23 protein-coding genes and 1 pseudogene are annotated in these 23,647 nt (G+C 61.6%); 15 read left to right on the forward strand and 9 right to left on the reverse strand.

Annotation, left to right across the window (positions count from 1 at the left end):
* Positions 1-26: 26 nt before the first annotated feature.
* A complete protein-coding gene (locus CKW24_RS01745; RefSeq protein WP_095164855.1) occupies positions 27-1,337 on the forward strand; it encodes an FAD-binding oxidoreductase in 1,311 nt (436 codons plus the stop codon).
* Positions 1,338-1,350: 13 nt separating this feature from the next.
* On the opposite strand, the gene CKW24_RS01750 is transcribed toward CKW24_RS01745, so the two are convergent.
* Entirely contained in the window at positions 1,351-1,593 is a 243-nt protein-coding gene (locus tag CKW24_RS01750; RefSeq protein WP_095164856.1) for a DUF1127 domain-containing protein, read from the reverse strand.
* A gap of 175 nt (positions 1,594-1,768) precedes the next feature.
* Between CKW24_RS01750 and CKW24_RS01755 the strand changes: the two genes are divergently transcribed.
* Together CKW24_RS01755 and CKW24_RS01760 are read left to right on the forward strand one after the other, a co-directional pair.
* Entirely contained in the window at positions 1,769-3,190 is a 1,422-nt protein-coding gene (locus CKW24_RS01755) for a PLP-dependent aminotransferase family protein (RefSeq protein ID WP_095164858.1), read from the forward strand.
* A 110-nt stretch (positions 3,191-3,300) separates the two neighbouring features.
* Positions 3,301-4,866: a phospholipase D family protein gene (locus tag CKW24_RS01760; RefSeq protein WP_095164860.1), complete on the forward strand. Its 1,566-nt coding sequence runs from the start codon at positions 3,301-3,303 to the stop codon at positions 4,864-4,866.
* Positions 4,867-4,875: 9 nt separating this feature from the next.
* On the opposite strand, the gene CKW24_RS01765 is transcribed toward CKW24_RS01760, so the two are convergent.
* On the reverse strand, positions 4,876-6,021 hold the full coding sequence (locus CKW24_RS01765) for an MFS transporter (protein ID WP_095164862.1): 1,146 nt from the start codon (positions 6,019-6,021) through the stop codon (positions 4,876-4,878).
* 173 nt (positions 6,022-6,194) lie between these two features.
* Positions 6,195-7,688, reverse strand: coding sequence for an aldehyde dehydrogenase (locus CKW24_RS01770; protein WP_095164864.1), 1,494 nt, complete (start codon positions 7,686-7,688; stop codon positions 6,195-6,197).
* 225 nt (positions 7,689-7,913) lie between these two features.
* Between CKW24_RS01770 and CKW24_RS01775 the strand changes: the two genes are divergently transcribed.
* Both CKW24_RS01775 and CKW24_RS01780 read left to right on the forward strand, forming a co-directional pair.
* Complete coding sequence (locus CKW24_RS01775; protein ID WP_095164866.1) at positions 7,914-8,276, forward strand: cupin domain-containing protein; 363 nt, start codon at positions 7,914-7,916, stop codon at positions 8,274-8,276.
* A gap of 148 nt (positions 8,277-8,424) precedes the next feature.
* Positions 8,425-8,643: a peptidase inhibitor gene (locus CKW24_RS01780; RefSeq protein ID WP_095164869.1), complete on the forward strand. Its 219-nt coding sequence runs from the start codon at positions 8,425-8,427 to the stop codon at positions 8,641-8,643.
* A gap of 80 nt (positions 8,644-8,723) precedes the next feature.
* Here CKW24_RS01780 and rpmG read toward each other — a convergent pair whose 3' ends face one another.
* Positions 8,724-8,879: a 50S ribosomal protein L33 gene (gene rpmG / locus CKW24_RS01785; RefSeq protein WP_007894709.1), complete on the reverse strand. Its 156-nt coding sequence runs from the start codon at positions 8,877-8,879 to the stop codon at positions 8,724-8,726.
* 11 nt (positions 8,880-8,890) lie between these two features.
* On the reverse strand, positions 8,891-9,124 hold the full coding sequence (gene rpmB, locus CKW24_RS01790; protein ID WP_007894701.1) for a 50S ribosomal protein L28: 234 nt from the start codon (positions 9,122-9,124) through the stop codon (positions 8,891-8,893).
* A 480-nt stretch (positions 9,125-9,604) separates the two neighbouring features.
* Here rpmB and CKW24_RS01795 point away from each other — a divergent pair, with 480 nt between their 5' ends.
* Positions 9,605-11,188, forward strand: a complete 1,584-nt coding sequence (locus tag CKW24_RS01795) for an ABC transporter substrate-binding protein (protein WP_095164872.1) — start codon at positions 9,605-9,607, stop codon at positions 11,186-11,188.
* Between the two features lie 95 nt (positions 11,189-11,283).
* Here CKW24_RS01795 and radC read toward each other — a convergent pair whose 3' ends face one another.
* Positions 11,284-11,958 (reverse strand): DNA repair protein RadC, encoded by a 675-nt coding sequence (radC, locus tag CKW24_RS01800; RefSeq protein WP_095164874.1) that lies wholly within the window; start codon positions 11,956-11,958, stop codon positions 11,284-11,286.
* Between the two features lie 135 nt (positions 11,959-12,093).
* Here radC and coaBC point away from each other — a divergent pair, with 135 nt between their 5' ends.
* The 4 genes and pseudogenes from coaBC (at position 12,094) to argB (ending at position 16,370) form a co-directional block, all read left to right on the forward strand.
* A complete protein-coding gene (coaBC, locus tag CKW24_RS01805) occupies positions 12,094-13,302 on the forward strand; it encodes a bifunctional phosphopantothenoylcysteine decarboxylase/phosphopantothenate--cysteine ligase CoaBC (RefSeq protein WP_095164876.1) in 1,209 nt (402 codons plus the stop codon).
* Positions 13,303-13,307: 5 nt separating this feature from the next.
* Complete coding sequence (gene dut / locus CKW24_RS01810) at positions 13,308-13,763, forward strand: dUTP diphosphatase (RefSeq protein WP_095081992.1); 456 nt, start codon at positions 13,308-13,310, stop codon at positions 13,761-13,763.
* 255 nt (positions 13,764-14,018) lie between these two features.
* A pseudogene (locus CKW24_RS01815) lies at positions 14,019-15,425 on the forward strand (phosphomannomutase/phosphoglucomutase); the annotation flags it as partial.
* 39 nt (positions 15,426-15,464) lie between these two features.
* Positions 15,465-16,370, forward strand: a complete 906-nt coding sequence (argB, locus tag CKW24_RS01820) for an acetylglutamate kinase (protein ID WP_095164880.1) — start codon at positions 15,465-15,467, stop codon at positions 16,368-16,370.
* 114 nt (positions 16,371-16,484) lie between these two features.
* Here argB and pyrE read toward each other — a convergent pair whose 3' ends face one another.
* Positions 16,485-17,129 carry an orotate phosphoribosyltransferase gene (pyrE, locus tag CKW24_RS01825; protein ID WP_095164882.1) on the reverse strand — a complete coding sequence of 215 codons (645 nt, stop codon included), beginning with the start codon at positions 17,127-17,129 and terminating at the stop codon, positions 16,485-16,487.
* An 82-nt stretch (positions 17,130-17,211) separates the two neighbouring features.
* On the opposite strand from pyrE, the gene CKW24_RS01830 reads away from it, so the two are divergent.
* A complete protein-coding gene (locus tag CKW24_RS01830; RefSeq protein WP_003176915.1) occupies positions 17,212-17,991 on the forward strand; it encodes an exodeoxyribonuclease III in 780 nt (259 codons plus the stop codon).
* A gap of 155 nt (positions 17,992-18,146) precedes the next feature.
* On the opposite strand, the gene CKW24_RS01835 is transcribed toward CKW24_RS01830, so the two are convergent.
* Positions 18,147-18,515 (reverse strand): DUF4870 domain-containing protein, encoded by a 369-nt coding sequence (locus tag CKW24_RS01835; RefSeq protein WP_095164884.1) that lies wholly within the window; start codon positions 18,513-18,515, stop codon positions 18,147-18,149.
* A gap of 29 nt (positions 18,516-18,544) precedes the next feature.
* Positions 18,545-19,267, reverse strand: coding sequence for a ribonuclease PH (gene rph, locus CKW24_RS01840; RefSeq protein ID WP_095164885.1), 723 nt, complete (start codon positions 19,265-19,267; stop codon positions 18,545-18,547).
* Positions 19,268-19,535: 268 nt separating this feature from the next.
* Here rph and CKW24_RS01845 point away from each other — a divergent pair, with 268 nt between their 5' ends.
* From CKW24_RS01845 to spoT, 4 genes are all read left to right on the forward strand, one after another.
* Positions 19,536-20,399: a YicC/YloC family endoribonuclease gene (locus CKW24_RS01845; protein WP_095164887.1), complete on the forward strand. Its 864-nt coding sequence runs from the start codon at positions 19,536-19,538 to the stop codon at positions 20,397-20,399.
* Between the two features lie 12 nt (positions 20,400-20,411).
* Positions 20,412-21,032: a guanylate kinase gene (gene gmk / locus CKW24_RS01850; protein WP_095164889.1), complete on the forward strand. Its 621-nt coding sequence runs from the start codon at positions 20,412-20,414 to the stop codon at positions 21,030-21,032.
* A 167-nt stretch (positions 21,033-21,199) separates the two neighbouring features.
* A complete protein-coding gene (gene rpoZ / locus CKW24_RS01855) occupies positions 21,200-21,463 on the forward strand; it encodes a DNA-directed RNA polymerase subunit omega (RefSeq protein ID WP_003177259.1) in 264 nt (87 codons plus the stop codon).
* Between the two features lie 57 nt (positions 21,464-21,520).
* Positions 21,521-23,626, forward strand: a complete 2,106-nt coding sequence (gene spoT / locus CKW24_RS01860) for a bifunctional GTP diphosphokinase/guanosine-3',5'-bis pyrophosphate 3'-pyrophosphohydrolase (RefSeq protein WP_095164892.1) — start codon at positions 21,521-21,523, stop codon at positions 23,624-23,626.
* Positions 23,627-23,647: the final 21 nt, after the last annotated feature.

The raw sequence follows: 23,647 nt of genomic DNA on the forward strand, positions 1-23,647 counted from the left end.
CAACACCCGATAATCAGGATCAACCCATGACTGCCCGTGTTCAGCCGCCTGTCCCGAGCACCCATATCGCCTCCTATTACGCCGCCAGCAGCCTGCCGCAGCCGGATCATCCGGTACTTGCCGGTGAGCAACTGGCCGACGTGTGCGTGGTGGGCGGTGGTTTTTCCGGCCTGAACACAGCCATTGAACTGGCCCAGCGCGGTCTTCGCGTGGTGCTGCTGGAAGCACACAAAATCGGCTGGGGCGCCAGCGGACGTAATGGCGGGCAGTTGATTCGTGGTGTCGGCCATGGCCTGGACCAATTCAGCAATGTGCTGGGGGCCGAAGGCGTACGCCAGATGAAACTGATGGGCCTGGAGGCAGTGGACATCGTTCGCCAGCGGGTCGAGCAGTTCCAGATCCCCTGCGACCTGACCTGGGGCTACTGCGACCTCGCCAACAAACCCCGCGACCTGGAAGGTTTCGCCGCGGACGCGGACGAACTGCGCAGCCTCGGTTATCGCCACACCACCCGCCTGCTGCAAGCGCACGAGATGCACAGCGTGGTGGGCTCAGACCGCTACGTGGGCGGACTGATCGACATGGGCTCGGGGCACCTGCACCCGCTGAACCTGGCCCTGGGTGAAGCCGCTGCCGCCCAGCAACTGGGGGTCCGTCTGTTCGAGCAATCGGCAGTGACCCGCATCGACTACGGCCCCGAGGTCAAGGTCCACACCGCGCAAGGTTCGGTCCGCGCCAAGACCCTGGTGCTGGGCTGCAACGCCTACCTCAATCACCTCAACCCGCACCTGAGCGGCAAAGTGCTGCCCGCCGGCAGCTACATCATCGCCACCGAACCCTTGAGTGAAGAGCAGGCCCACGCCCTCCTGCCGCAGAACATGGCCGTGTGCGACCAACGCGTGGCGCTGGACTACTACCGGCTTTCGGCAGACCGACGCCTGCTGTTCGGCGGCGCCTGCCACTATTCGGGCCGCGATCCGGCGGACATCGGCGCCTACATGCGACCGAAGATGCTGGAGGTTTTCCCGCAATTGAGCGCGGTGAAGATCGACTATCAGTGGGGCGGCATGATCGGCATCGGCGCCAACCGCCTGCCCCAGATTGGCCGGCTCAAGGACCAGCCGAATGTGTATTACGCCCAGGCGTACTCCGGACACGGGGTGAATGCCACTCACCTGGCCGGCAAACTACTGGGTGAAGCCATCAGCGGCCAGCATAGCGGCGGTTTCGACCTGTTCGCCAAAGTACCGCACGTGACCTTCCCGGGCGGCCGCTACTTGCGCTCGCCATTGCTGGCCCTGGGGATGTTGTGGCACCGACTCAAAGAGCTGGCCTGATCCGAAGAGCCGCTCAAAGCTGCCAGAACGGCTTCAGCCCCTCCTCCCTCGCCTGCTCACGACTCAAGCCGACATCGCGCAGTTGTTCCGGGGTGAGTTCGAGCAGGGTCTTGCGCGTGTGCAGACGGTGCCACAGCAAACCCCAGCGCCCCAGGCAGGACGGGGCATTGCGGATCGCCGTCGGCATGCCCTGGTCGTGCCCTGCCACCAGTTCCTGACTGTGTAACGTCAGCCGCACATCGCTCAAACCGTTCATTTTTAGTGCTCCTGTTTACTTGGGTAGCCAGAGATTCCATGATGCGCGGGCAGGCAAAACCATTACAGATTCAATGGACCTGTATTACCTCCATACAGATTTGCTGAATTAACCGCTGAATGATGGTTTTTTTCCTGATCTGTACTGGTCCCTCCTCTCACACCGAGGCTAAAACATGACGCTGTACGTCAACCTCGCCGAATTGCTCGGCACGCGCATCGAACAGGGCTTCTACCGGCCCGGTGACCGTCTGCCTTCCGTGCGGGCCTTGAGTGTCGAGCATGGGGTCAGCCTGAGCACGGTGCAGCAGGCCTATCGAGTGCTGGAGGACAGCGGGCTGGCGCGGCCAAAGCCCAAGTCCGGCTACTTTGTCCCCGTGGGGCGGGAACTGCCCGAACTGCCGGCGGTGGGCCGCCCGGCCCAGCGCCCGGTCGACATATCCCAGTGGGACCAGGTGCTGGAGCTGATCCGCGCCGTGCCACGCAAGGACGTGGTGCAACTGGGCCGCGGCATGCCGGATATCACCACGCCGACCATGCAGCCCCTGCTGCGCAGCCTGGCGCGGATCAGTCGGCGCCAGGACATGCCGGGGCTGTACTACGACAATATCTACGGGGTGCTGGAACTGCGCGAGCAGATCGCCCGCCTGATGCTCGACTCAGGCAGCCAACTGAGCGCCAGCGACCTGGTGATCACCACGGGCTGCCACGAAGCGTTGTCCACCAGCATTCGCGCCATCTGCGAACCAGGCGACATCGTCGCGGTGGACTCGCCGAGCTTTCACGGTGCCATGCAGACTCTCAAGGGGCTGGGCATGAAGGCCCTGGAGATTCCCACCGACCCCCTCACCGGGATCAGTCTCGACGCCCTTGAACTGGCCCTCGAGCAGTGGCCGATCAAAGCCATACAGTTGACCCCCAACTGCAACAACCCGCTCGGCTACATCATGCCGGAGTCGCGTAAACGTGCGCTGTTGACCCTGGCACAACGGTTTGACGTGGCGATTATCGAAGACGATGTGTATGGCGAACTGGCCTACACCTACCCTCGACCGCGCACCATCAAGTCCTTCGATGAAGACGGTCGCGTGCTGCTCTGCAGTTCGTTCTCCAAGACCCTGGCACCTGGCCTGCGGATCGGCTGGGTCGCTCCCGGACGGTACCTGGAGCGGGTGCTGCACATGAAATACATCAGCACCGGCTCGACCGCGCCACAACCGCAAATTGCCATCGCCGAGTTCCTCAAGGCCGGGCATTTCGAGCCGCATCTACGGCGGATGCGCAACCAGTACCAGCGCAATCGCGACCTGATGCTCGATTGGGTCAGCCGCTACTTTCCCCTCGGCACCCGCGCCAGCCGCCCCCAGGGCAGCTTCATGCTGTGGGTCGAACTGCCGGAAGGGTTTGATACGCTCAAGCTCAATCGGGTGCTGCTCGACCAGGGCGTACAGATCGCCGTGGGCAGCATTTTCTCCGCCTCGGGCAAGTACCGTAATTGCCTGCGAATGAACTACGCAGCCAAACCCACGGCTCAGGTCGAGGAAGCGGTGCGTAAGGTGGGTGCAGCGGCGATCGCCCTGCTGGCCGAGGCCAGCTAGTTCATCTGGGAACTCGATGCCCGAGAGCTTCCCAGGCGCCATCGGCACGCCGCGACGACTTCGCCAGCCGTGCCATACTCCCTACCTGCCCATCTGCAGGAACATTCGACTTGCGCCGAAAAAAAGCCCTGCTCTGCCTGATACTCGCCGCGTTGCTGAGCAGTTGCGCCTCGCTCAACGTGCCCCGCGAGCCTAGCCAGGCATTGCCTGCTGCCGAGTCCTCTTTCGGGCGCTCGATCCAGGCCCAGGCCGCCCCCCATGAAGGGCGATCCGGATTTCGCCTGCTATCGGACAGCAGCGAAGCCTTCGCCGCCCGTGCCGAGTTGATCCGCAATGCGCAGCGCAGCCTCGACCTGCAGTACTACATCGTCCACGACGGTATCAGCACCCGACTGCTGGTCAGCGAACTGCTCAAGGCCGCTGACCGAGGCGTGCGCGTGCGCATCCTGCTCGACGACCTCACCAGCGATGGCCAGGTCCAGACCATTGCCACACTGGCCGCTCACCCACAGATTCAGATTCGCCTGTTCAATCCATTGGAACTGGGCCGCAGCACCGGCGTCACTCGCACCATGGGCCGACTGCTCAATCTCTCGCTGCAGCACCGGCGCATGCACAACAAGCTGTGGCTGGCGGACAACAGCGCCGCGATTGTCGGCGGGCGCAACCTGGGCGACGAGTACTTCGATGCGCAGCCCAAGCTGAATTTCACCGACATCGACCTGCTGGGTGTCGGACCCGTCGCTGAGCAGCTCGGCCACAGCTTCGATCAGTACTGGAACAGCGCCCTGAGCAAGCCGATCGATGAGTTTGTCTCCAGCCAGCCCACGGCCAAGGACCTGGCCGAGACCCGCGCGCAGCTGCAAGCGTCCCTGGACGAAAGCCATCGGCAGAACCAGGCCCTGTACCAGCAGTTGAAGGCCTACCAGACCGATCCGCGCCTGGACCTCTGGCGCAGCGAGCTGATCTGGGCCTGGAACCAGGCGTTGTGGGACGCTCCGAGCAAAGTGCTGGCCAAGGGTGAGCCGGATCCGCAACTGCTACTGACTACCCAACTGGCCCCCGAACTGCAAGGGGTGAGCAAAGAGCTGATCATGATCTCAGCCTACTTTGTGCCCGGCCCACCCGGACTGGTGTATCTCACCGGGCGGGCCGATGCCGGAGTGTCCGTCAGCTTCCTGACCAACTCGCTGGAGGCCACCGATGTGCCCGCCGTCCACGGCGGCTACGCCCCTTACCGCAAGGCGCTGCTGGAGCACGGCGTGCAACTGTTTGAACTACGCCGGCAACCGGGCGAAGGCGGCGGTAGCGGGCCAAGCCTGTTTCGCAGTTCCAGCTACCGCGGCTCCGAATCCAGCCTGCACAGCAAGGCGATCATCTTCGATCGCCAAAAGGCGTTCATCGGCTCATTCAACTTTGACCCGCGCTCGGTGCTGTGGAACACCGAAGTCGGGGTGCTGGTCGACAGCCCGGCGCTTGCCGAGCGTGTTCGCGAACTCGCCCTGGAAGGCATGGCGCCTCCTCTCAGCTATGCGGTGCGGTTACAGGAGGGCCAACTGGTCTGGGTCACTGAAGACGATGGCAAGCTGCACACCCTGACTCGCGAGCCGGGAAACTGGTGGCGCCGCTTCAATGCCTGGTTCAGCGACACCCTGGGCCTGGAGCGGATACTGTAAACCCGGATCTCAGATCGGCGCCGCCGCCTCGCCAAACGCCCCTTGGCGCAGCAACAACAACACCAGGCCAAAGGCCCCGGCCGCCATCAGTAATGGCAAGGCGTGTCCGCTGACCCACTGACTGCCGGCACCCGCTGCAAGCGGGCCAATCAAGCAACCGATACCCCAGAGTTGGGCGATGTGGGCGTTGGCCCGCACCAGCGCATCATCGCGATAACGCTCGCCCACCAGAATCAGCGACAAGGTGAACAAGCCGCCGGCACTGGCACCGAACAGCACCCACAGCGGCCAGATCAGCAAGGTGTCGAGCAACAGCGGAATCGCCAGGCTCGACAGCATCAGTATCACCGCGCAGCCGGCAAACAAGGTTCGCCGCGACAGATAGTCCGCAAGGGCGCCAATGGGCAATTGCAGCAACGCATCGCCGACTACCACGGTGCTGACCATGGCCAGGGCAATTTCTGCGGTGAACCCCTGTTGCAGGCAATACACCGGCAGCAGGGTCAGGATCATCGCCTCGAACGCAGCAAACAACGACACCGCCCAAGCGATCGCCGGCAGGCCACGGCAGAAACCCAACAGGTCACTGAAGGTCACACTCAGGGCTTCGCTGCTCGGTGCCCCGCTACGCCCCATCAAGACCAGCGGCGAAGTCACCAGCAGCGCGACCCCGACCCAGAAACCGATATCGTTGTCGGTACCCAGCACCCCCAGCAACAACGGTCCAGCCAATTGACTCAAGGCATAGCTGCAGCCATACAGCGCCACCAGCCGGCCACGCCATTGCTCAACCACCAACTGGTTGATCCAGCTCTCGCCGAGAATGAACACGATGGTCAGGATGACCCCGATCATCAGCCGCAGTACCAGCCACACCGGGTAGCTGGGCAACAACGCCAGCAGGCCAATGGAGAGGGCTCCGGCCCACAAGCACAGGCGCATCAGGTTAGCCGTACCCAGGCGAGCCGCCAGGTGGCTGGAGATCTTCGCCCCCAGCAGGACGCCAATTGCCGGCATGGCCGCCATCACCCCGATTGCAAACGCGCCATAACCCCAGCTTTCCAGGCGAAACGACACCAACGGCATGCTCACGCCCAGGGCGAGGCCGACACTCAGGACCGAGGCCAGAACGGCGAAATAAGTCGCCCAACGCATGTTCCACGCTCCTGTGGATATTCTTATGTGTGGCACAAAGCAATGTGGGAGCGAACCCGCTCGCGATGGCGGCGCAACATTCAACACGACGTCGACTGTCATACCGCTATCGCGAGCAAGCTCGCTCCCACAAGGGATCTACGTCGTTCAGGGAGCCAGGCTCCCTGAAAGGCTTACAGCTTGATCCAGGTCGCCTTCAGCTCGGTGTACTTGTCGAACGCGTGCAGCGACTTGTCACGGCCGTTGCCCGATTGCTTGAAGCCGCCGAACGGTGCGGTCATGTCGCCGCCATCGTACTGGTTGACCCACACGCTACCGGCGCGCAGTGCCTTGGCGGTCAGGTGAGCCTTGGAAATGTCCTTGGTCCATACCGCTGCGGCCAGGCCATACGGCGTGTCGTTGGCGATCTGGATAGCCTCCTCGGCGGTATCAAAGGTGATGACCGACAGTACCGGGCCGAAGATTTCTTCCTGGGCAATCTTCATGGCATTGCTCACGCCGTCGAAAATCGTCGGCTCCACGTAGGTGCCACCGGTTTCCTCGAGGATGCGCTTGCCGCCCGCCACCAGCTTGGCGCCGTCGGTATGCCCAGACTCGATGTACGACAGCACGGTGTTCATTTGCTGGGTATCGACCAACGCACCCACGGTGGTGGACGGGTCCAGCGGGTTGCCTGGCTTCCAGGTTTTCAGGGCCTCGATCACCAGTGGCAGGAACTTGTCCTTGATCGAACGCTCGACCAGCAGGCGTGAACCGGCGGTGCAGACTTCGCCCTGGTTGAAGGCAATCGCGCCGGCAGCGGATTCAGCGGCGGCCTGCAGGTCCGGCGCATCGGCAAACACGATGTTCGGGCTCTTGCCGCCGGCTTCCAGCCAGACGCGCTTCATGTTCGACTCGCCGGAGTAGATCATCAGTTGCTTGGCGATCTTGGTCGAACCGGTGAACACCAGGGTATCGACATCCATGTGCAGGGCCAGGGCCTTGCCCACGGTGTGGCCGTAGCCTGGCAGTACGTTGAGCACGCCTTTGGGGATACCGGCCTCGACGGCCAGGGCCGCGATGCGGATGGCGGTCAGCGGGGATTTTTCGGACGGCTTGAGGATCACCGAGTTACCGGTGGACAGCGCAGGACCGAGTTTCCAGCACGCCATCATCAGCGGGAAGTTCCACGGCACGATAGCGCCCACCACGCCCACAGGCTCACGGGTCACCAGGCCCAGTTGATCATGAGGGGTCGCGGCCACTTCATCGTAGATCTTGTCGATCGCTTCACCGCTCCAGCTCAGCGCCTGGGCGGCACCAGGAACGTCGATGTCCAGGGAGTCGCTGATCGGCTTACCCATGTCCAGGGTTTCCAGCAGGGCCAGCTCCTGGGCATTTTGCTTGAGCAGGCCGGCGAAGCGAATCATCACGGCCTTGCGCTTGGCCGGGGCCAGGCGGGACCAGACACCGGAATTGAACGTGGCGCGGGCGTTGTCCACGGCGCGCTGGGCGTCGGCGGCATCACAGCTGGCAATCTTGCCCAGCAGACGGCCATCGACCGGGCTGATGCACTCGAAGGTCTCGCCGGAGACCGCATCGGTGTATTCGCCATTGATGTAGGCGCGGCCTTCGATTTTCAGGTCGCGGGCACGTTGTTCCCAGTCGGCACGAGTCAGGGTGGTCATACGAGTGTCCTCCTCTTATTGAATACGACACCCGCGTTCTTCGCGGGCGCTGTCAGGAATTCTGCCCGGCCAGCCTTGCAATCGGCCCTAGGCACCCGCCACCCTAAACCAGCCACACCTCAAGTTTCAATATATTTGACACAAGGCCGGCAAACGACCTTGCGATGTTCATTTTAATAAACATAGACTCGGGGCTTTCCAAGCAAACACGGGGGGATTACCAGAATGAGCATCCAGCACATCGTCGATTTCAGCCAGGCCGGCACCGCCGCCGAACGCTACCGCCCGGACGCGGCCAAAATCCTCAAGGGCGACCCTGAGCAGACCGTCTACAACCACTACAACAGCCCATGCGGCCAGCTCAATGCCGGGGTCTGGGAAGGCGCAGTCGGTCAGTGGACGGTGAATTTCACCGAACACGAATACTGCGAAATCGTCCAGGGGGTTTCGGTGTTGCGCGACACCGACGGCAATGCCAAGACCCTGCGCACCGGTGACCGATTTGTCATCCCGGCCGGGTTCCGTGGCACCTGGGAAGTCCTGGAAACGTGCCGAAAGATCTACGTGGCGTTTGAACAAAAGCCATAAATAAATACCGCATAGCGGGTCATGGCCAGGAGGAGGATCGAGCCGTCCCCAGGGACCCATGAAAAGGCTTGCATCTCGCGATACCGGCCTTTCCAACAGGAGCGCACAGGACGTGCCTCAATCCAGACCTACAACGCAAGGAGGCAACATGCCCGATACTCCAGACTCATGCGACGTCACCATCGCTGAGTACACCATCGGCCAGACCTACACCCCTCAGTTGCTCGAGGAAGTGCGAGCACTGGCCAATGGCGCACCGGTGCGGGTCACCGGCCCTCGCCATGCATCAGACCGCAAGCGAGTCCCGCGACGGATCAGCCTGCTGACCAATGCCGACAATGTCATCGTCAGCATTCAGTGCGGTTGAGCACCTGAAGCTTTTCCCAGGCCCACAAAAAAGGCCCGTATCTTGCGATACGGGCCTTTTTCTCAAGAGGGAAAAATCAATTACTTGATTTTGCCTTCCTTGTAGATCACGTGCTTGCGAACAACCGGATCAAATTTCTTGATCTCGATTTTGTCCGGAGTAGTGCGCTTGTTCTTGTCGGTAGTGTAGAAGTGACCAGTACCGGCGCTCGAAATCAAACGAATCAATTCACGCATGATTAGCTCCCTTAGATCTTGCCAGCTTTGCGGATTTCGGCCAGCACGACAGTGATGCCACGCTTGTCGATGATACGCATGCCTTTGGCAGATACGCGCAGACGCACGAAACGTTTCTCTTCTTCAACCCAGAAGCGATGATGCTGCAGGTTCGGCAGGAAACGACGACGGGTTTTGTTGTTTGCGTGGGAAATGTTATTCCCAGTCACCGGACCCTTACCGGTAACTTGACATACTCTCGACATGCCTCAGCCCTCTAAAACCACATGCCCAACCCGGCATGGGTTGGCCGCTTAATCTCTCAGTCATTTGGCGCCAGGCGCCGCGTTTCTTTAGAGGTCTTACCGGCTACACCTACAGTGAAGGAACCGGGCCCCTAGAAAAGAGCGCTGCTTTATACCAGAAAGACCCCATAGCAACAACTATTGGTGTGAAGAGAGTTTTCAAAAACCCCGGAATTACGGCGCCAGACGCCTTGGATAAAGGCTATCGATGGTAGCGACCGCTCGTCGCAGAGCATCACCCTGCTCCCCCATATGGAGGGTACCGGCACGCCACCTTACGCTAATTCGCTGCGCCCGAAGCGCAATAAACGGCAAAAATACGTACCGTCGAGCAGGACACAAAACAAAAAGGGGATAGTCATTTGCCGGGCAGGCCACTAGGGTAAGCCTTTTCCAGACTGCACTCGCAGATGGGCCTTCGATCTGCAAAGGAATCCACACATGCGCCTCGCTGCCCTACCGCTGTTGCTTGCCCCACTCTTGCTGAGCCCTTTGGCCCAGGCTGCCGCCCTGAGCGTCTGCACCGAGGCCAGCCCGGAAGGGTTCGATGTCGTTCAATACAACTCGCTGACCACCACCAACGCCTCGGCCGACGTGTTGATGAATAGCCTGGTGGACTTTGACACCGCCAGTGGCAAGGTCGTGCCGAGCCTGGCCGATAGCTGGGAAGTCTCGGCCGACGGCCTGACCTATGTCTTCAAGCTGCACCCGGAGGTGAAGTTCCATCGCACCGAGTACTTCACCCCGACGCGTACCTTGACCGCCGAAGACGTGAAGTTCAGCTTTGACCGCATGCTGGACCCCGCGCAGCCATGGCACAAAATCGCCCAGAGTGGCTTCCCGCACGCCCAATCCATGCAGTTGCCTGCGCTGATCAAGAAAATCGACGCACTCGACCCGCTGACCATTCGTTTCACCCTTGACCACCCCGACTCGACCTTCCTCGCCACGCTGAGCATGGGTTTCGCCTCGATCTACTCGGCTGAATACGCCGATCAGTTGCTCAAGGCTGGCACACCCGAGAAACTCAATAACCAGCCGATTGGCACCGGGCCGTTCATTTTCGGGCGCTTCCAGAAAGACGCATCGATCCGCTACAAGGCCAACCGCGACTACTTCGCTGGCAAGCCCGCGATCGACACCCTGGTGTTCGCCATCACCCCGGACGCCAACGTGCGCCTGCAGAAGCTGCGGCGCAACGAGTGCCAGATCGCCCTGTCGCCCAAGCCGCTGGACGTCCAGGCTGCCGCCAAGGAGCCGAACCTCAAGATCGAGAGCACGCCGGCCTTCATGACCGCCTTCGTCGCCATCAATAGCCAGCATCCGCCGCTGGACAAACCGGAGGTGCGCCAGGCGATCAATCTGGCCTTCGACAAGGCCAGCTACCTCAAGGCCGTGTTCGAGGACACCGCCCAAGCCGCCAACGGCCCTTACCCGCCCAACACCTGGAGCTATGCCAAGGACCTGCCGGGCTACCCGAAGGACCTCACCAAGGCCCGCGCGCTGATGGTCAAGGCAGGACTCAAGGACGGCTTCAAGACCACGATCTGGACCCGCCCTTCCGGCAGCCTGCTCAACCCCAACCCAAGCCTGGGCGCTCAATTGTTGCAGGCTGACCTGGCGGAAATCGGGATTCAGGCAGAAATACGCGTGATCGAATGGGGCGAACTGATTCGTCGGGCCAAAGCCGGCGAGCACGACCTGCTGTTCATGGGCTGGGCCGGTGACAACGGCGATCCAGACAACTTCCTGACCCCGCAATTCTCCTGCGCGGGTGTGAAGTCCGGGACCAACTTCGCACGATACTGCGATCAAGGCCTGGACAAGCTGATCAACGCCGGCAAGACCACCACCGAGCAGGGCGTGCGCACCAAGCTCTACGAACAGGCCCAGGGGCAGATCCAGCAGCAGGCGCTGTGGCTACCCCTGGCCCACCCGACCGCCTATGCCCTGACCCGCAAGGATGTCCAGGGTTACTCGGTCAGCCCGTTCGGGCGCCAGGACTTCTCGAAAATCAAACCGTAGGAGCAGCCGGGCGGCGCTCCGCTTGCTCGCGAATTTAGTTTATCGCGAGCAAGCGGAGCTCCCGCATGGCCATGGATGGGGGGCGCATTCGGCACCTAGATCCAGCCATATTCGGCCATCGACAACGGATCACCATCACCGACGATGAAATGGTCGAGCACCCGCACATCGACCAACTCCATCGTCTCCTGCAAACGCTTGGTCAGCACCCGGTCGGCCGGGCTCGGCTCGGCGTTTCCCGAGGGGTGGTTATGGCACAGGATCAACGCCGCCGCGTTGTGTGCCAGGGCGCGCTTGACCACCTGGCGCGGATGCACGCTGGTGGTGTCGATCGAGCCGCGAAAGAGGATTTCGAATGCCAGGACCCGATGCCGGGAATCGAGGAACAGACAGGCAAACACCTCATGGGGCTCATGCCGCAGCATGGCCTTGAGGTAGTTGCGCACCTCGATCGGACTCTTGAGTACGGATGCCTGGCGCAGGTGCTCGGCCAAATGCCGACGCGCCATCTCCAGCACCGCCTGCAACTGGGCGAATTTCGCCGGCCCCAGCCCCAACTGGCCGACAAACGTTTGCTGGTCCGCCTCCAGCAAGTTACGCAAGCCGCCAAACTGCTGCAGCAAGTGCCTGGCCAGGTCCACCGCGCTTTTCCCGGCGACCCCGGTGCGCAGAAAGATCGCCAGCAATTCGGCGTCGGACAGACTCGCCGGACCCTGCTCCAGAAGTTTCTCCCGCGGCCGCTCTGTCGTCGGCCAATCTCGAATGCTCATAGCACCTCCCTGTCGATGGGCGCCGCTGTTCCCTAGCGGTCGCTGTGATATCGTAGCCCATCTTTTTTGCGGGCGATTGTTCCCTGGGGAGGGGGTTTCGCCACGTATGTCACCAACGAATTGAAAGGCAGACCTATGCAGCGGCTGTATCGGAAACGCATCGTTCTGGGCGTCGGCGGCGGCATTGCTGCCTACAAGAGCGCCGAACTGGTTCGCCGCCTGATCGACCAGGGCGCCGAAGTGCGCGTGGTCATGACCCGCGGCGGCAGCGAGTTCATCACCCCGCTGACCATGCAGGCCCTCTCCGGGCACCCGGTGCACCTGGACCTGCTGGACCCTGCGGCCGAAGCCGCGATGGGCCACATCGAGCTCGCCAAGTGGGCTGACCTGGTGCTGATCGCCCCCGCCACGGCGGACCTGATCGCCCGTCTGGCCCAAGGCATCGCCAACGACCTGCTGACCACCCTGGTGTTGGCCACCGACGCCACCGTGGCTCTGGCGCCGGCCATGAACCAGGCGATGTGGCGCGACCCGGCCACCCAGGCCAATACCCAGTTGCTTGAAAAGCGCGGCTTCAAGGTCTTCGGCCCGGCCTCGGGCAGCCAGGCCTGCGGCGACGTCGGCATGGGCCGCATGATGGAGGCCGATGACCTGGCCCAGTGCGCCGCCGATTGCTTCCAGCGTCAGGCGCTGACCGGTCGGCACGTGCTGATCACTGCCGGTCCGACCCAGGAAAACATTGACCCGGTGCGCTACATCACCAACCACAGCTCCGGAAAAATGGGCTTTGCCCTGGCCGAAGCTGCGGTGGAAGCCGGCGCCCGTGTGACCCTGATCACCGGCCCCGTGCACCTGCCGACTCCGGACCGGGTGACGCGCATCGACGTGGTCAGCGCCCGCGACATGCTGGCCGCCTGCGAGGCTGCGATCCCTTGCGACCTGTTCATCGCGTCTGCTGCGGTTGCGGACTACCGGCCGGAAGTCGTCGCCCCGCAAAAACTCAAGAAAGACCCTACGACTGGCGACGGCTTCGTCCTGCAAATGGTGCGCAACCCTGACATTCTGGCCACCATTGCCACCCGACCTGATCGTCCGTTCAGCGTCGGATTCGCCGCCGAAACCGAACACCTGCTCGATTACGCCGCACGCAAGCTCAAGGACAAGAACCTCGACCTGATCGTCGCCAACGACGTGGCCAACCCCAGCATTGGCTTCAACAGCGAGGAAAACGCCTGCAGCGTGATCGACCGTGAGTTGCACGCCACCCTTTTTGCCCAGACCAGCAAGGGCAAGATTGCCCGCCAGCTGATCACTTTTATCGCCGAACGTCTGAACCAGGTTTAATTCGTATGCACGCTTTGCAAGCCAAGATCCTCGACCCACGCATCGGCAGCGAATTTCCGCTGCCCCAGTACGCCACTCCCGGTTCCGCCGGCCTTGACCTGCGGGCGATGCTGGAACAGGACACCGTCATCAAGCCGGGAGAAACCCTGCTGATCCCTACTGGCCTGTCGGTATACATCGGCGATCCGGGCCTGGCTGCATTGATCCTGCCGCGCTCTGGCCTGGGCCACAAACATGGCATCGTGCTGGGTAATCTGGTCGGCCTGATCGATTCCGACTACCAGGGGCCACTGATGGTGTCCTGCTGGAACCGTGGCCAGACCGACTTCAACATCGTGGTGGGTGAGCGGCTGGCCCAGTTGGTGCTGGTACCGGTGGTGCAGGCGCACTTCGATCTAGTTGAAGAGTTCGTTGAAACCGAACGCGGCACCGGTGGTTTCGGCCATTCCGGCAGCCACTGATAACACCAGTGCCAGGACCGGGCGCTCTGCACGGCCCTGGCACTACGCTTTGCATTTCAGGATGAACCTTGCACAGACGCCAACTGCAGGATCTGGCGAGCGAATTCAAGACAACAGTCGACTGCACCAGTGCCAGCCCCATGGCATGGCACTTGTGCACCACGAACTCTGTACCGAAAACGCCGTCAAAGCCTTCAGTTTGAACCCGTCGACGAACCTCTCGTCGGCCCGTCCAGCAACCTTTGAGTTGGAGCAACCCCAGTGATGAGCAACACAACCCGCGTCGCCCCTGCATTTCCCGACAGCATCTTTCGCGCCTACGATATCCGTGGCGTGGTCCCGCAGACCCTGACCGCTGAAACGGCCTACTGGATCGGTCGCGCCATCGGCGCCCAGACCCTGGCCCAGGATGAGCCGAACATCAGCGTCGGTCGTGACGGCCGCCTGTCCGGTCCGGAACTGGTCGAGCAACTGATCCAGGGCCTGGCCGATGCCGGCTGCCATGTCAGCGACGTCGGCCTGGTGCCAACCCCGGCGCTGTACTACGCCGCCAACGTCCTCGCGGGCAAGTCCGGGGTGATGCTCACCGGCAGCCATAACCCGTCGGACTACAACGGCTTCAAAATCGTGATCGCTGGCGACACCCTGGCCAACGAACAGATTCAGGCCCTGCACCAGCGCCTGAAAAGCAACAACCTGACCAGCGGCCAAGGCAGTATCACCAAGGTCGAGATTCTCGATCGCTACAGCGCCCAGATTGTCCAGGACATCAAGCTCGCACGCCGCCTGAAAGTGGTGGTTGACTGCGGTAACGGCGCTGCCGGCGTGATTGCCCCACAGCTGATCGAGGCCCTGAATTGCGAAGTGATCCCGCTGTTCTGCGAAGTCGACGGCAACTTCCCCAACCATCACCCGGACCCGGGCAAACCGGAAAACCTGGTGGACCTGATCGCCAAGGTCAAGCAAACCAATGCCGACCTGGGCCTGGCCTTCGACGGTGATGGTGACCGTGTCGGCGTAGTGACCAATACCGGCGACATCGTGTTCCCGGACCGCCTGCTGATGCTGTTTGCCAAGGACGTGGTAGCACGCAACCCGGACGCCGAGATCATCTTCGACGTCAAATGCACCCGTCGCCTGACCCCGCTGATCAAGGAGTACGGCGGTCGACCACTGATGTGGAAAACCGGTCACTCGCTGATCAAGAAAAAAATGAAGCAGACCGGCGCCCTGCTCGCTGGCGAAATGAGCGGGCACATCTTCTTCAAGGAGCGCTGGTTCGGTTTCGACGACGGCATCTACAGCGCCGCTCGCCTGCTGGAGATCCTCAGCCAGGAGAAATCCACGGCCCAGGAACTGTTCGAGACCTTCCCGAACGATATTTCTACGCCGGAAATCAATATCCATGTGACCGAAGAGAGCAAATTCAGCATCATTGATGCACTGCACGACGCCCAGTGGGGCGACGGCGCCGACCTGACCACCATCGACGGTGTACGGGTCGACTACGCCAAGGGCTGGGGCCTGGTTCGCGCCTCCAACACCACACCGGTGCTGGTGCTGCGCTTCGAGGCCGACGACGAGGCCGAATTGCAGCGCATCAAGGATGTGTTCCACGCTCAACTGAAACGTGTCGCACCTGACCTCCAACTCCCGTTTTGATTATTTGAAGCGCCTTTTACACAAGTGCCGGAGCCCTGAATGACCCTCGAACGCGAAGCCGCCGCCAACACCGCCAAGGTCCTGTCCGAAGCGCTGCCTTACATTCGCCGCTATGTCGGCAAGACGCTGGTGATCAAATACGGCGGCAACGCGATGGAAAGCGAGGAGCTGAAAACCGGCTTCGCCCGCGACATCGTGATGATGAAAGCCGTGGGCATCAACCCGGTGGTGGTGCACGGTGGCGGCCCGCAAATCGGTGACCTGCTCAAGCGCCTGTCGATCGAGAGTCATTTCATCGACGGCATGCGCGTGACAGACGCCCAGACCATGGACGTGGTGGAGATGGTCCTCGGCGGTCAGGTCAACAAGGACATCGTCAACCTGATCAACCGCCATGGCGGCAGCGCCATCGGCCTGACCGGCAAGGACGCCGAGCTGATTCGCGCGAAGAAGCTCACCGTTACACGCCAGACGCCGGAGATGACCCAACCGGAAATCATCGACATCGGGCAAGTGGGCGAAGTGGTCGGGATCAATACCGATCTGCTCAACCTGCTGGTCAAGGGCGACTTCATCCCGGTGATCGCGCCAATCGGCGTGGGGGCCAACGGTGAGTCGTACAACATCAACGCCGACCTGGTGGCCGGTAAAGTGGCCGAAGCGCTGAAAGCTGAGAAGCTGATGCTGCTGACCAACATCGCCGGCCTGATGGACAAATCAGGCACTGTGCTGACTGGCCTGACGACCCAACAGGTCGACGAACTGATCGCCGACGGCACCATCTACGGTGGCATGCTACCGAAGATCCGTTGCGCGCTGGAGGCCGTACAGGGCGGCGTGGGCAGTTCGCTGATCATCGATGGCCGGGTACCCAATGCGATCCTGCTGGAAATCTTCACCGATACCGGCGTGGGCACCCTGATCAGCAATCGCAAGCGTCCTTAAGCGCTGGCACCTGCAAAAAGACCCCGCTCAGCCTGGCTGAGCGGGGTCTTTTTTTGCCTGCGGTCCTTGTAGGAGCGAGTGCCCGCTTGCGGCTCGCTCCTACAGGGCGGCGTATCAGACGCCGAACTGCGTGCGGTAGGCTTCTACGGCTGGCAGATGCTGCTTGAGCTGAGGATCATCGGCCAGGAACTCCAGGACCTGGTTCAACGAAACGATGCTGATCACCGGAATCGCGAAGTCACGCTCCACTTCCTGGATCGCCGACAGTTCGCCATTACCACGCTCCTGACGGTTGAGGGCGATCAACACGCCAGCGGCCTTGGCACCGTCCTGGGAAGCAATGATCTGCATCACTTCACGGATCGCGGTGCCCGCGGTAATCACGTCGTCGATGATCAGCACTTCGCCGGTCAGCGGCGCGCCAACCAAGCTGCCGCCCTCGCCGTGGGCCTTGGCTTCCTTGCGGTTGAAGCACCATGGCAGGTCACGGTCGTGGTGTTCAGCCAGGGCCACTGCGGTGGTGGCCGCCAACGGGATGCCCTTGTACGCCGGACCAAACAGCACGTCGAAGGCAATACCGCTCTCGACAATGGCCGCCGCATAGAAGCGACCCAGCTGCGCCAAGGCGCTGCCGGAGTTGAACAGGCCGGCATTAAAGAAGTAAGGGCTGGTGCGCCCGGACTTCAGGGTGAACTCACCGAAGCGCAAAACGCCGCGATCGATGGCAAAACGAATGAAATCGCGCTGATACGCTTGCATGCAAAAAACCCCAAATACCACGGATTTAGCTAATTAGCTTGACGCCGTGTATCATACACGCACGCGATTTTTGGGGCCATTTATGCGGATCATCAGTGTGAACGTCAATGGTATTCAGGCGGCAGTCGAGCGCGGTTTGCTCAGTTGGCTGCAAGCCCAGAATGCCGACGTCATCTGCCTGCAGGACACCCGCGCCTCCGCCTTTGAACTGGACGATCCAGCCTTCCAACTGGATGGCTACTTCCTTTATGCCTGCGATGCCGAAGTCCCCGCCCAAGGTGGCGTGGCTTTGTATTCGCGGCTGCAACCGAAGGCTGTCATCAGCGGTCTCGGTTTCGAGACGGCCGACCGCTACGGGCGCTACCTGCAAGCCGATTTCGACAAGGTCAGCATCGCGACCTTGCTGCTCCCTTCGGGGCAGAACGGCGATGAAGACTTGAACCAGAAGTTCAAGCTAATGGACGATTTCGCCCGTTATCTGGATAAACAGCGGCGCAAGCGGCGCGAGTACATTTATTGTGGCTCGCTGTACGTGGCGCAACAGAAGCTGGATATCAAGAACTGGCGCGACAGCCAGCAATCCCCGGGCTTCCTGGCACCTGAGCGTGCCTGGATGGACGAGATTGTCGGCAACATGGGTTATGTCGACGCCCTGCGCGAAGTCAGCCGTGAAGGCGACCAGTACAGCTGGTGGCCAGACAACGAACAGGCTGAGATGCTCAACCTGGGCTGGCGCTTCGACTACCAGCTGTTGACCCCAGGCCTGCGCCGCTTTGTTCGCAGTGCACGCCTGCCACGTCAACCGCGGTTCTCGCAGCACGCACCGCTGATCGTGGACTACGACTGGACGCTGACCATCTAGGCGTCGTTTCGCAAGACACAAAAAAGCCGACAGCGATGTCGGCTTTTTTGTGGGAGCGGGATTGCCCGCGATGAGGCCATGACCTTCAGCCCATGTGCTGCCTGCCAGATCGCTATCGCGGGCAAGCCCGCTCCCACCGGCAATGCACCTGGTTATTATTTGATCAGTCGCCAGGTGAACGGGTAGCGATACACCTGCCCCTCATTGGCCTTGACTCCGGCAATGATGGTCAGCACCAACGCACCAATGGCCAATAGGCCAAACAAGAAGAAGCCGATCACCACCACCATCAACAGCAGGCAGATCGCCGAGGCAATGGCCACGCTGATCTGGAAATTCAGCGCCTCCTTGCCCTGGTCGTCGATGAACGGGTCCATCTCACGCTTCATTTGCCACAGAATCAGCGGGCCGATCAGCGAGCCGAAGGGCACCCAGATCCCCAGCAAGGCCGAGAGATGACAGAACATCGCCCACTGGCGAACCTCACGGCTCGGCACGGGCAGCGGCAGTTGCTCATCACTCATGACGCTCTCCTTGCTGGCGACCGGAACAATCAGTCAGCCAGCGCAGCCTGTTGCAGGTCGAAAATCTCGGCCATGCCTTTTTTCGCCAGTTCCAGCATCGCGGTCAGCTCTTCAGGCTGGAACGGCGCGCCTTCGGCGGTGCCCTGCACTTCGATGAAACCACCGGTGCTGGTCATCACCACGTTCAGGTCGGTCTCGGCTGCCGAATCTTCCAGGTAGTCCAGGTCCAGCACTGGCTCGCCCTGGTACATGCCCACCGACACGGCTGCGATCATTTGCTTGAGCGGGTCGCCGCCTTTCAGGCCGCCACGCTTCTTGATCACTTTCAAGGCATCGACCAAGGCCACCATGGCGCCGGTGATCGAGGCAGTACGAGTACCGCCGTCGGCCTGGATCACGTCGCAATCGACGTACAGGGTCACATCGCCAAGTTTCGACATATCCAGCGCAGCGCGCAGCGAACGGCCGATCAGGCGCTGGATTTCCAGGGTGCGGCCGCCTTGCTTGCCACGGCTCGCTTCACGCTGGTTACGTTCACCGGTGGCGCGCGGCAGCATGCCGTACTCGGCGGTCAACCAGCCCTGGCCCTGGCCCTTGAGGAAGCGCGGTACGCCGTTCTCGACGCTGACGGTGCAGATCACCTTGGTATCACCGAACTCGACCAGTACAGATCCCTCGGCATGTTTGGTGTAGTTGCGGGTGATGCGGATCGAGCGAAGCTGATCGGCAGCGCGACCACTTGGACGTTTCATAGGGGATACCTGTACGAAGGACGGAAATCTGCCGAGCATTATAGGGCGGCCGGGCACGCCTGGGCACTTCTAAAAAAAACCGGCGACGAGCGAGGGCTCTGCAGCGCACGCTGCGACGAGCTGCAGCGCTTTGTCGCACGCCTCGTTTGGGAGCTCCCGCTGCACTGCGCTACAATCGCGCGCCTTTGTTGCCTGTGGGCTTTAATTCATTCAAGCAGGTCCGCCGAACCCCGGGGTTCGCTAGCGACCTGCATCGCGAGGTACCGCCATGGTGCACAGCATGACCGCCTTTGCCCGCGTCGAAAAAGCCGGCAGCCAGGGCACCCTGAGCTGGGAGTTGCGCTCGGTCAACAGCCGCTATCTGGAACCGCACCTGCGCCTGCCAGAGTCCTTCCGTGACCTCGAAGGCAACGTGCGCGAGGCACTGCGCCAAGGCCTGTCGCGAGGCAAGCTCGAATGCACCCTGCGCTTTACCGAAGAAACCGCCGGCAAGGCGCTGCAGGTTGACCGCGAGCGCGCCGCGCAACTGATCGCCGCCGCCGAAACCATTGCCAGCCTGATCAGCAATCCCGCGGCACTCAACCCGCTGGAAGTGCTGGCCTGGCCGGGAGTCCTGGTGGCCGATGCCAGCGACCCGCAAGCGCTGAATGCCGAGGCGCTGGCGCTGTTCAACCAGGGCCTCAAGGAGCTCAAGGCTGGCCGCGAGCGCGAAGGCGCGGAGTTGGCGCGACTGATCAGCGAGCGCCTGAGCGCCATTGAAGAAGACGTCGTGACCCTGCGCGAACTGGTCCCGCAGATGCTCGCCACCCAGCGCCAGAAAGTCCTCGACCGCTTTGCCGACATGCAGGCCGAACTCGACCCGCAGCGCCTGGAGCAGGAAATGGTCATGCTCGCGCAAAAGAGCGACGTCGCCGAGGAACTGGACCGCCTGAGCACCCACATCATTGAAGTTCGCCGCGTCCTCAAGTCCGGCGGCGCCGCCGGCCGGCGCCTGGACTTCCTGATGCAGGAGCTCAACCGCGAAGCCAACACCCTGGGCTCCAAAGCTTTCGACCCGCGCAGCACCCAGGCTGCGGTCAACCTCAAAGTGTTGATCGAGCAAATGCGCGAACAAGTGCAGAACATTGAGTAAGGCAACCCCGACATGACCCACAGCACCGGCACCCTGTACATCATTTCCGCCCCCTCGGGCGCAGGCAAGAGCAGCCTGGTCAAGGCCCTGACGGACGCCGACCAGCGGATCCGCGTCTCGGTCTCCCACACCACCCGCGCCATGCGCCCCGGTGAAGAGAACGGGGTGAACTATCACTTCGTCGAGCGCAGCGAGTTCGTGAAGATGATCGAGCACGGCGACTTCCTCGAGCGCGCCGAGGTGTTCGGCAACCTCTACGGCACCTCGCAAAGCCACCTGCAGCAGACCCTGGACGAAGGCCATGACCTGATCCTGGAAATCGACTGGCAAGGCGCCGAGCAAGTGCGCAAATTGATGCCGCAGGCCCGCTCGATCTTCATCCTGCCGCCGTCCCTGCAGGCATTGCACCAGCGCCTGACCAATCGCGGCCAGGACAGCGACGAGATCATTGACGGCCGGATGCGCGAAGCCGTCAGCGAAATGAGCCACTACGTCGACTATGACTACCTGATCATCAACGACGATTTCGCCCACGCCTTGCACGATTTGCAGGCGATCTTTCGCGCCAATCAGCTGCATCAGAAGCGCCAGCAGCAGCTTCACGGCAAACTTCTGGCCGAATTGCTCGGTTAAACAGCACTTCCCAAAACCGCTGCAAGGGCTTTACATTGGCACTTGCAGCGCGTTGAAGAGCTTGGTTAAAAAATCAGCGCTTCCCTAATCGCTGGTGATTTTTTAAACTGTTGAGTCCGCTCGCCCAACCGGGCAGCGCGCATATTGCATTCGCTCCGAGGAATACCATGGCCCGCGTAACCGTTGAAGACTGCCTAGAACACGTGGAAAACCGCTTTGAGCTGGTCATGCTCTCTACCAAGCGTGCCCGTCAACTGGCCACCGGCGGCAAAGAGCCACTGGTCCAGTGGGAAAACGACAAGCCTACCGTTGTCGCCCTGCGTGAAATCGCCGAAGGCCTGATGAGCTACGAGTTCATCGCCAATGCTGAAATCGTCGAAGACGAACCGCTGTTCGCAGCGTTCGAGGACGAGTCCAACGAGGCCGTCTAAGCCTATGCCTGGTCGACGTAGCACGGCGCGGGATCACAGCCATCGGCAGGAGTCATCATGCCGAGCATAGACGCCCTCGCCGATCGCTTATCGACCTACCTCGGCAATGACCAGGTCAACCTGGTCCGCCGAGCGTATTTCTACGCCGAACAAGCCCACGACGGCCAACGCCGCCGCAGTGGCGAGGCGTACGTCACGCATCCTCTTGCCGTGGCCAATATTCTTGCCGACATGCACATGGACCATCAGAGCCTGATGGCGGCAATGCTGCATGACGTGATCGAAGACACCGGTATTGCCAAGGAAGCGCTACAAGCGCAGTTCGGCGAAACCGTGGCCGAATTGGTCGATGGGGTCAGCAAACTGACCCAGATGAATTTCGAGACCAAGGCTGAGGCCCAAGCGGAAAACTTCCAGAAAATGGCCATGGCCATGGCGCGCGACATTCGCGTGATCCTGGTCAAGCTGGCCGACCGCCTGCACAACATGCGTACGCTGGAAGTGCTGTCCGGTGAAAAACGCCGGCGCATCGCCAAGGAAACCCTGGAAATCTATGCCCCCATTGCCAACCGGCTGGGCATGCACGCCATCCGCATAGAGTTCGAAGACCTCGGCTTCAAGGCCATGCACCCAATGCGTTCCGCGCGGATCAACCAGGCCGTTAAACGCGCCCGGGGCAACCGCAAGGAAATCGTCAACAAGATCGAAGAGTCCTTGAGCCACTGCCTGGCCATCGATGAAATCCAGGGCGAAGTCAGCGGCCGGCAGAAACACCTCTACGGCATCTACAAAAAAATGCGCGGCAAACGTCGGGCCTTCAACGAGATCATGGACGTCTACGCGTTCCGGATCATCGTCGACAAGGTCGATACCTGCTACCGCGTGCTAGGTGCTGTACATAATTTGTACAAACCACTGCCGGGGCGCTTCAAGGATTACATCGCAATCCCCAAGGCCAACGGCTACCAGTCGCTGCACACCACGCTGTTCGGCATGCACGGCGTACCGATCGAGATCCAGATCCGTACCCGTGAAATGGAAGAGATGGCCAACAATGGCATCGCCGCGCACTGGCTGTACAAGTCCAGCGGTGACGAGCAGCCCAAAGGCACCCATGCCCGCGCCCGCCAGTGGGTCAAGGGCGTGCTGGAAATGCAGCAACGCGCCGGCAACTCGCTGGAATTCATTGAAAGCGTGAAGATCGACCTGTTCCCGGACGAGGTCTACGTATTCACGCCCAAAGGCCGGATCATGGAGCTGCCCAAAGGCTCCACGGCGGTCGACTTCGCCTACGCGGTGCACACCGACGTCGGCAACAGCTGCATCGCCTGCCGGATCAACCGCCGCCTGGCACCGCTGTCCGAGCCCCTGCAAAGCGGCTCCACAGTCGAGATCGTCAGCGCCCCGGGCGCTCGACCTAATCCGGCGTGGCTCAACTTTGTGGTCACCGGCAAGGCACGCACCCACATCCGCCATGCCCTGAAACTGCAACGCCGTTCCGAATCCATCAGCCTCGGCGAACGCCTGCTGAACAAGGTGCTCAACGGCTTTGACAGCTCGCTGGAAAAAATCCCGGCCGAGCGGGTCAAGGCCATGCTCGCCGAGTACCGCCTCGAACTGATCGAAGACCTGCTCGAAGACATCGGCCTGGGCAATCGCATGGCCTATGTCGTGGCCCGCCGCCTGCTGGGCGAAGGCGAACAACTGCCCAGCCCGGAAGGTCCGCTGGCAATCCGCGGCACCGAAGGCCTGGTGCTCAGCTACGCCAAGTGCTGCACGCCGATTCCGGGCGATCCGATCGTCGGCCACCTGTCCGCGGGCAAAGGCATGGTCGTGCACCTGGACAACTGCCGCAACATCAGCGAAATCCGCCACAACCCGGAAAAATGCATCCAGTTGTCGTGGGCCAAGGATGTCACCGGCGAATTCAACGTCGAGCTGCGCGTCGAACTGGAACACCAGCGCGGCCTGATCGCCCTGTTGGCCAGCAGCGTCAATGCCGCCGACGGCAACATCGAGAAAATCAGCATGGACGAACGCGATGGTCGCATCAGCGTGGTTCAACTGGTGGTCAGCGTACACGACCGCGTGCACCTGGCCCGCGTGATCAAGAAACTGCGCGCCCTGACCGGGGTGATCCGCATCACCCGCATGCGTGCATAGCTCGCTAACGTAGCCAAGCCA

Source organism: Pseudomonas sp. Irchel 3H3 (assembly GCF_900187635.1).
Lineage (GTDB): Bacteria > Pseudomonadota > Gammaproteobacteria > Pseudomonadales > Pseudomonadaceae > Aquipseudomonas.

Excerpts from the sequence above, each read along its gene's own strand:
- CKW24_RS01780 (WP_095164869.1), top strand. The coding sequence starts at position 8,425 with ATGCCCGATACTCCAGACTCATGCGACGTCACCATCGCTGAGTACACC.
- coaBC (WP_095164876.1), top strand. The coding sequence starts at position 12,094 with ATGCAGCGGCTGTATCGGAAACGCATCGTTCTGGGCGTCGGCGGCGGC.
- dut (WP_095081992.1), top strand. The coding sequence starts at position 13,308 with ATGCACGCTTTGCAAGCCAAGATCCTCGACCCACGCATCGGCAGCGAA.
- rpoZ (WP_003177259.1), top strand. The coding sequence starts at position 21,200 with ATGGCCCGCGTAACCGTTGAAGACTGCCTAGAACACGTGGAAAACCGC.
- CKW24_RS01795 (WP_095164872.1), top strand. The coding sequence starts at position 9,605 with ATGCGCCTCGCTGCCCTACCGCTGTTGCTTGCCCCACTCTTGCTGAGC.
- spoT (WP_095164892.1), top strand. The coding sequence starts at position 21,521 with ATGCCGAGCATAGACGCCCTCGCCGATCGCTTATCGACCTACCTCGGC.
- CKW24_RS01770 (WP_095164864.1), bottom strand. The coding sequence starts at position 7,688 with ATGACCACCCTGACTCGTGCCGACTGGGAACAACGTGCCCGCGACCTG.
- CKW24_RS01745 (WP_095164855.1), top strand. The coding sequence starts at position 27 with ATGACTGCCCGTGTTCAGCCGCCTGTCCCGAGCACCCATATCGCCTCC.
- CKW24_RS01755 (WP_095164858.1), top strand. The coding sequence starts at position 1,769 with ATGACGCTGTACGTCAACCTCGCCGAATTGCTCGGCACGCGCATCGAA.
- radC (WP_095164874.1), bottom strand. The coding sequence starts at position 11,958 with ATGAGCATTCGAGATTGGCCGACGACAGAGCGGCCGCGGGAGAAACTT.
- CKW24_RS01845 (WP_095164887.1), top strand. The coding sequence starts at position 19,536 with ATGGTGCACAGCATGACCGCCTTTGCCCGCGTCGAAAAAGCCGGCAGC.
- rpmG (WP_007894709.1), bottom strand. The coding sequence starts at position 8,879 with ATGCGTGAATTGATTCGTTTGATTTCGAGCGCCGGTACTGGTCACTTC.
- gmk (WP_095164889.1), top strand. The coding sequence starts at position 20,412 with ATGACCCACAGCACCGGCACCCTGTACATCATTTCCGCCCCCTCGGGC.
- CKW24_RS01835 (WP_095164884.1), bottom strand. The coding sequence starts at position 18,515 with ATGAGTGATGAGCAACTGCCGCTGCCCGTGCCGAGCCGTGAGGTTCGC.
- argB (WP_095164880.1), top strand. The coding sequence starts at position 15,465 with ATGACCCTCGAACGCGAAGCCGCCGCCAACACCGCCAAGGTCCTGTCC.
- pyrE (WP_095164882.1), bottom strand. The coding sequence starts at position 17,129 with ATGCAAGCGTATCAGCGCGATTTCATTCGTTTTGCCATCGATCGCGGC.
- rph (WP_095164885.1), bottom strand. The coding sequence starts at position 19,267 with ATGAAACGTCCAAGTGGTCGCGCTGCCGATCAGCTTCGCTCGATCCGC.
- CKW24_RS01830 (WP_003176915.1), top strand. The coding sequence starts at position 17,212 with ATGCGGATCATCAGTGTGAACGTCAATGGTATTCAGGCGGCAGTCGAG.
- CKW24_RS01750 (WP_095164856.1), bottom strand. The coding sequence starts at position 1,593 with ATGAACGGTTTGAGCGATGTGCGGCTGACGTTACACAGTCAGGAACTG.
- rpmB (WP_007894701.1), bottom strand. The coding sequence starts at position 9,124 with ATGTCGAGAGTATGTCAAGTTACCGGTAAGGGTCCGGTGACTGGGAAT.
- CKW24_RS01765 (WP_095164862.1), bottom strand. The coding sequence starts at position 6,021 with ATGCGTTGGGCGACTTATTTCGCCGTTCTGGCCTCGGTCCTGAGTGTC.
- CKW24_RS01775 (WP_095164866.1), top strand. The coding sequence starts at position 7,914 with ATGAGCATCCAGCACATCGTCGATTTCAGCCAGGCCGGCACCGCCGCC.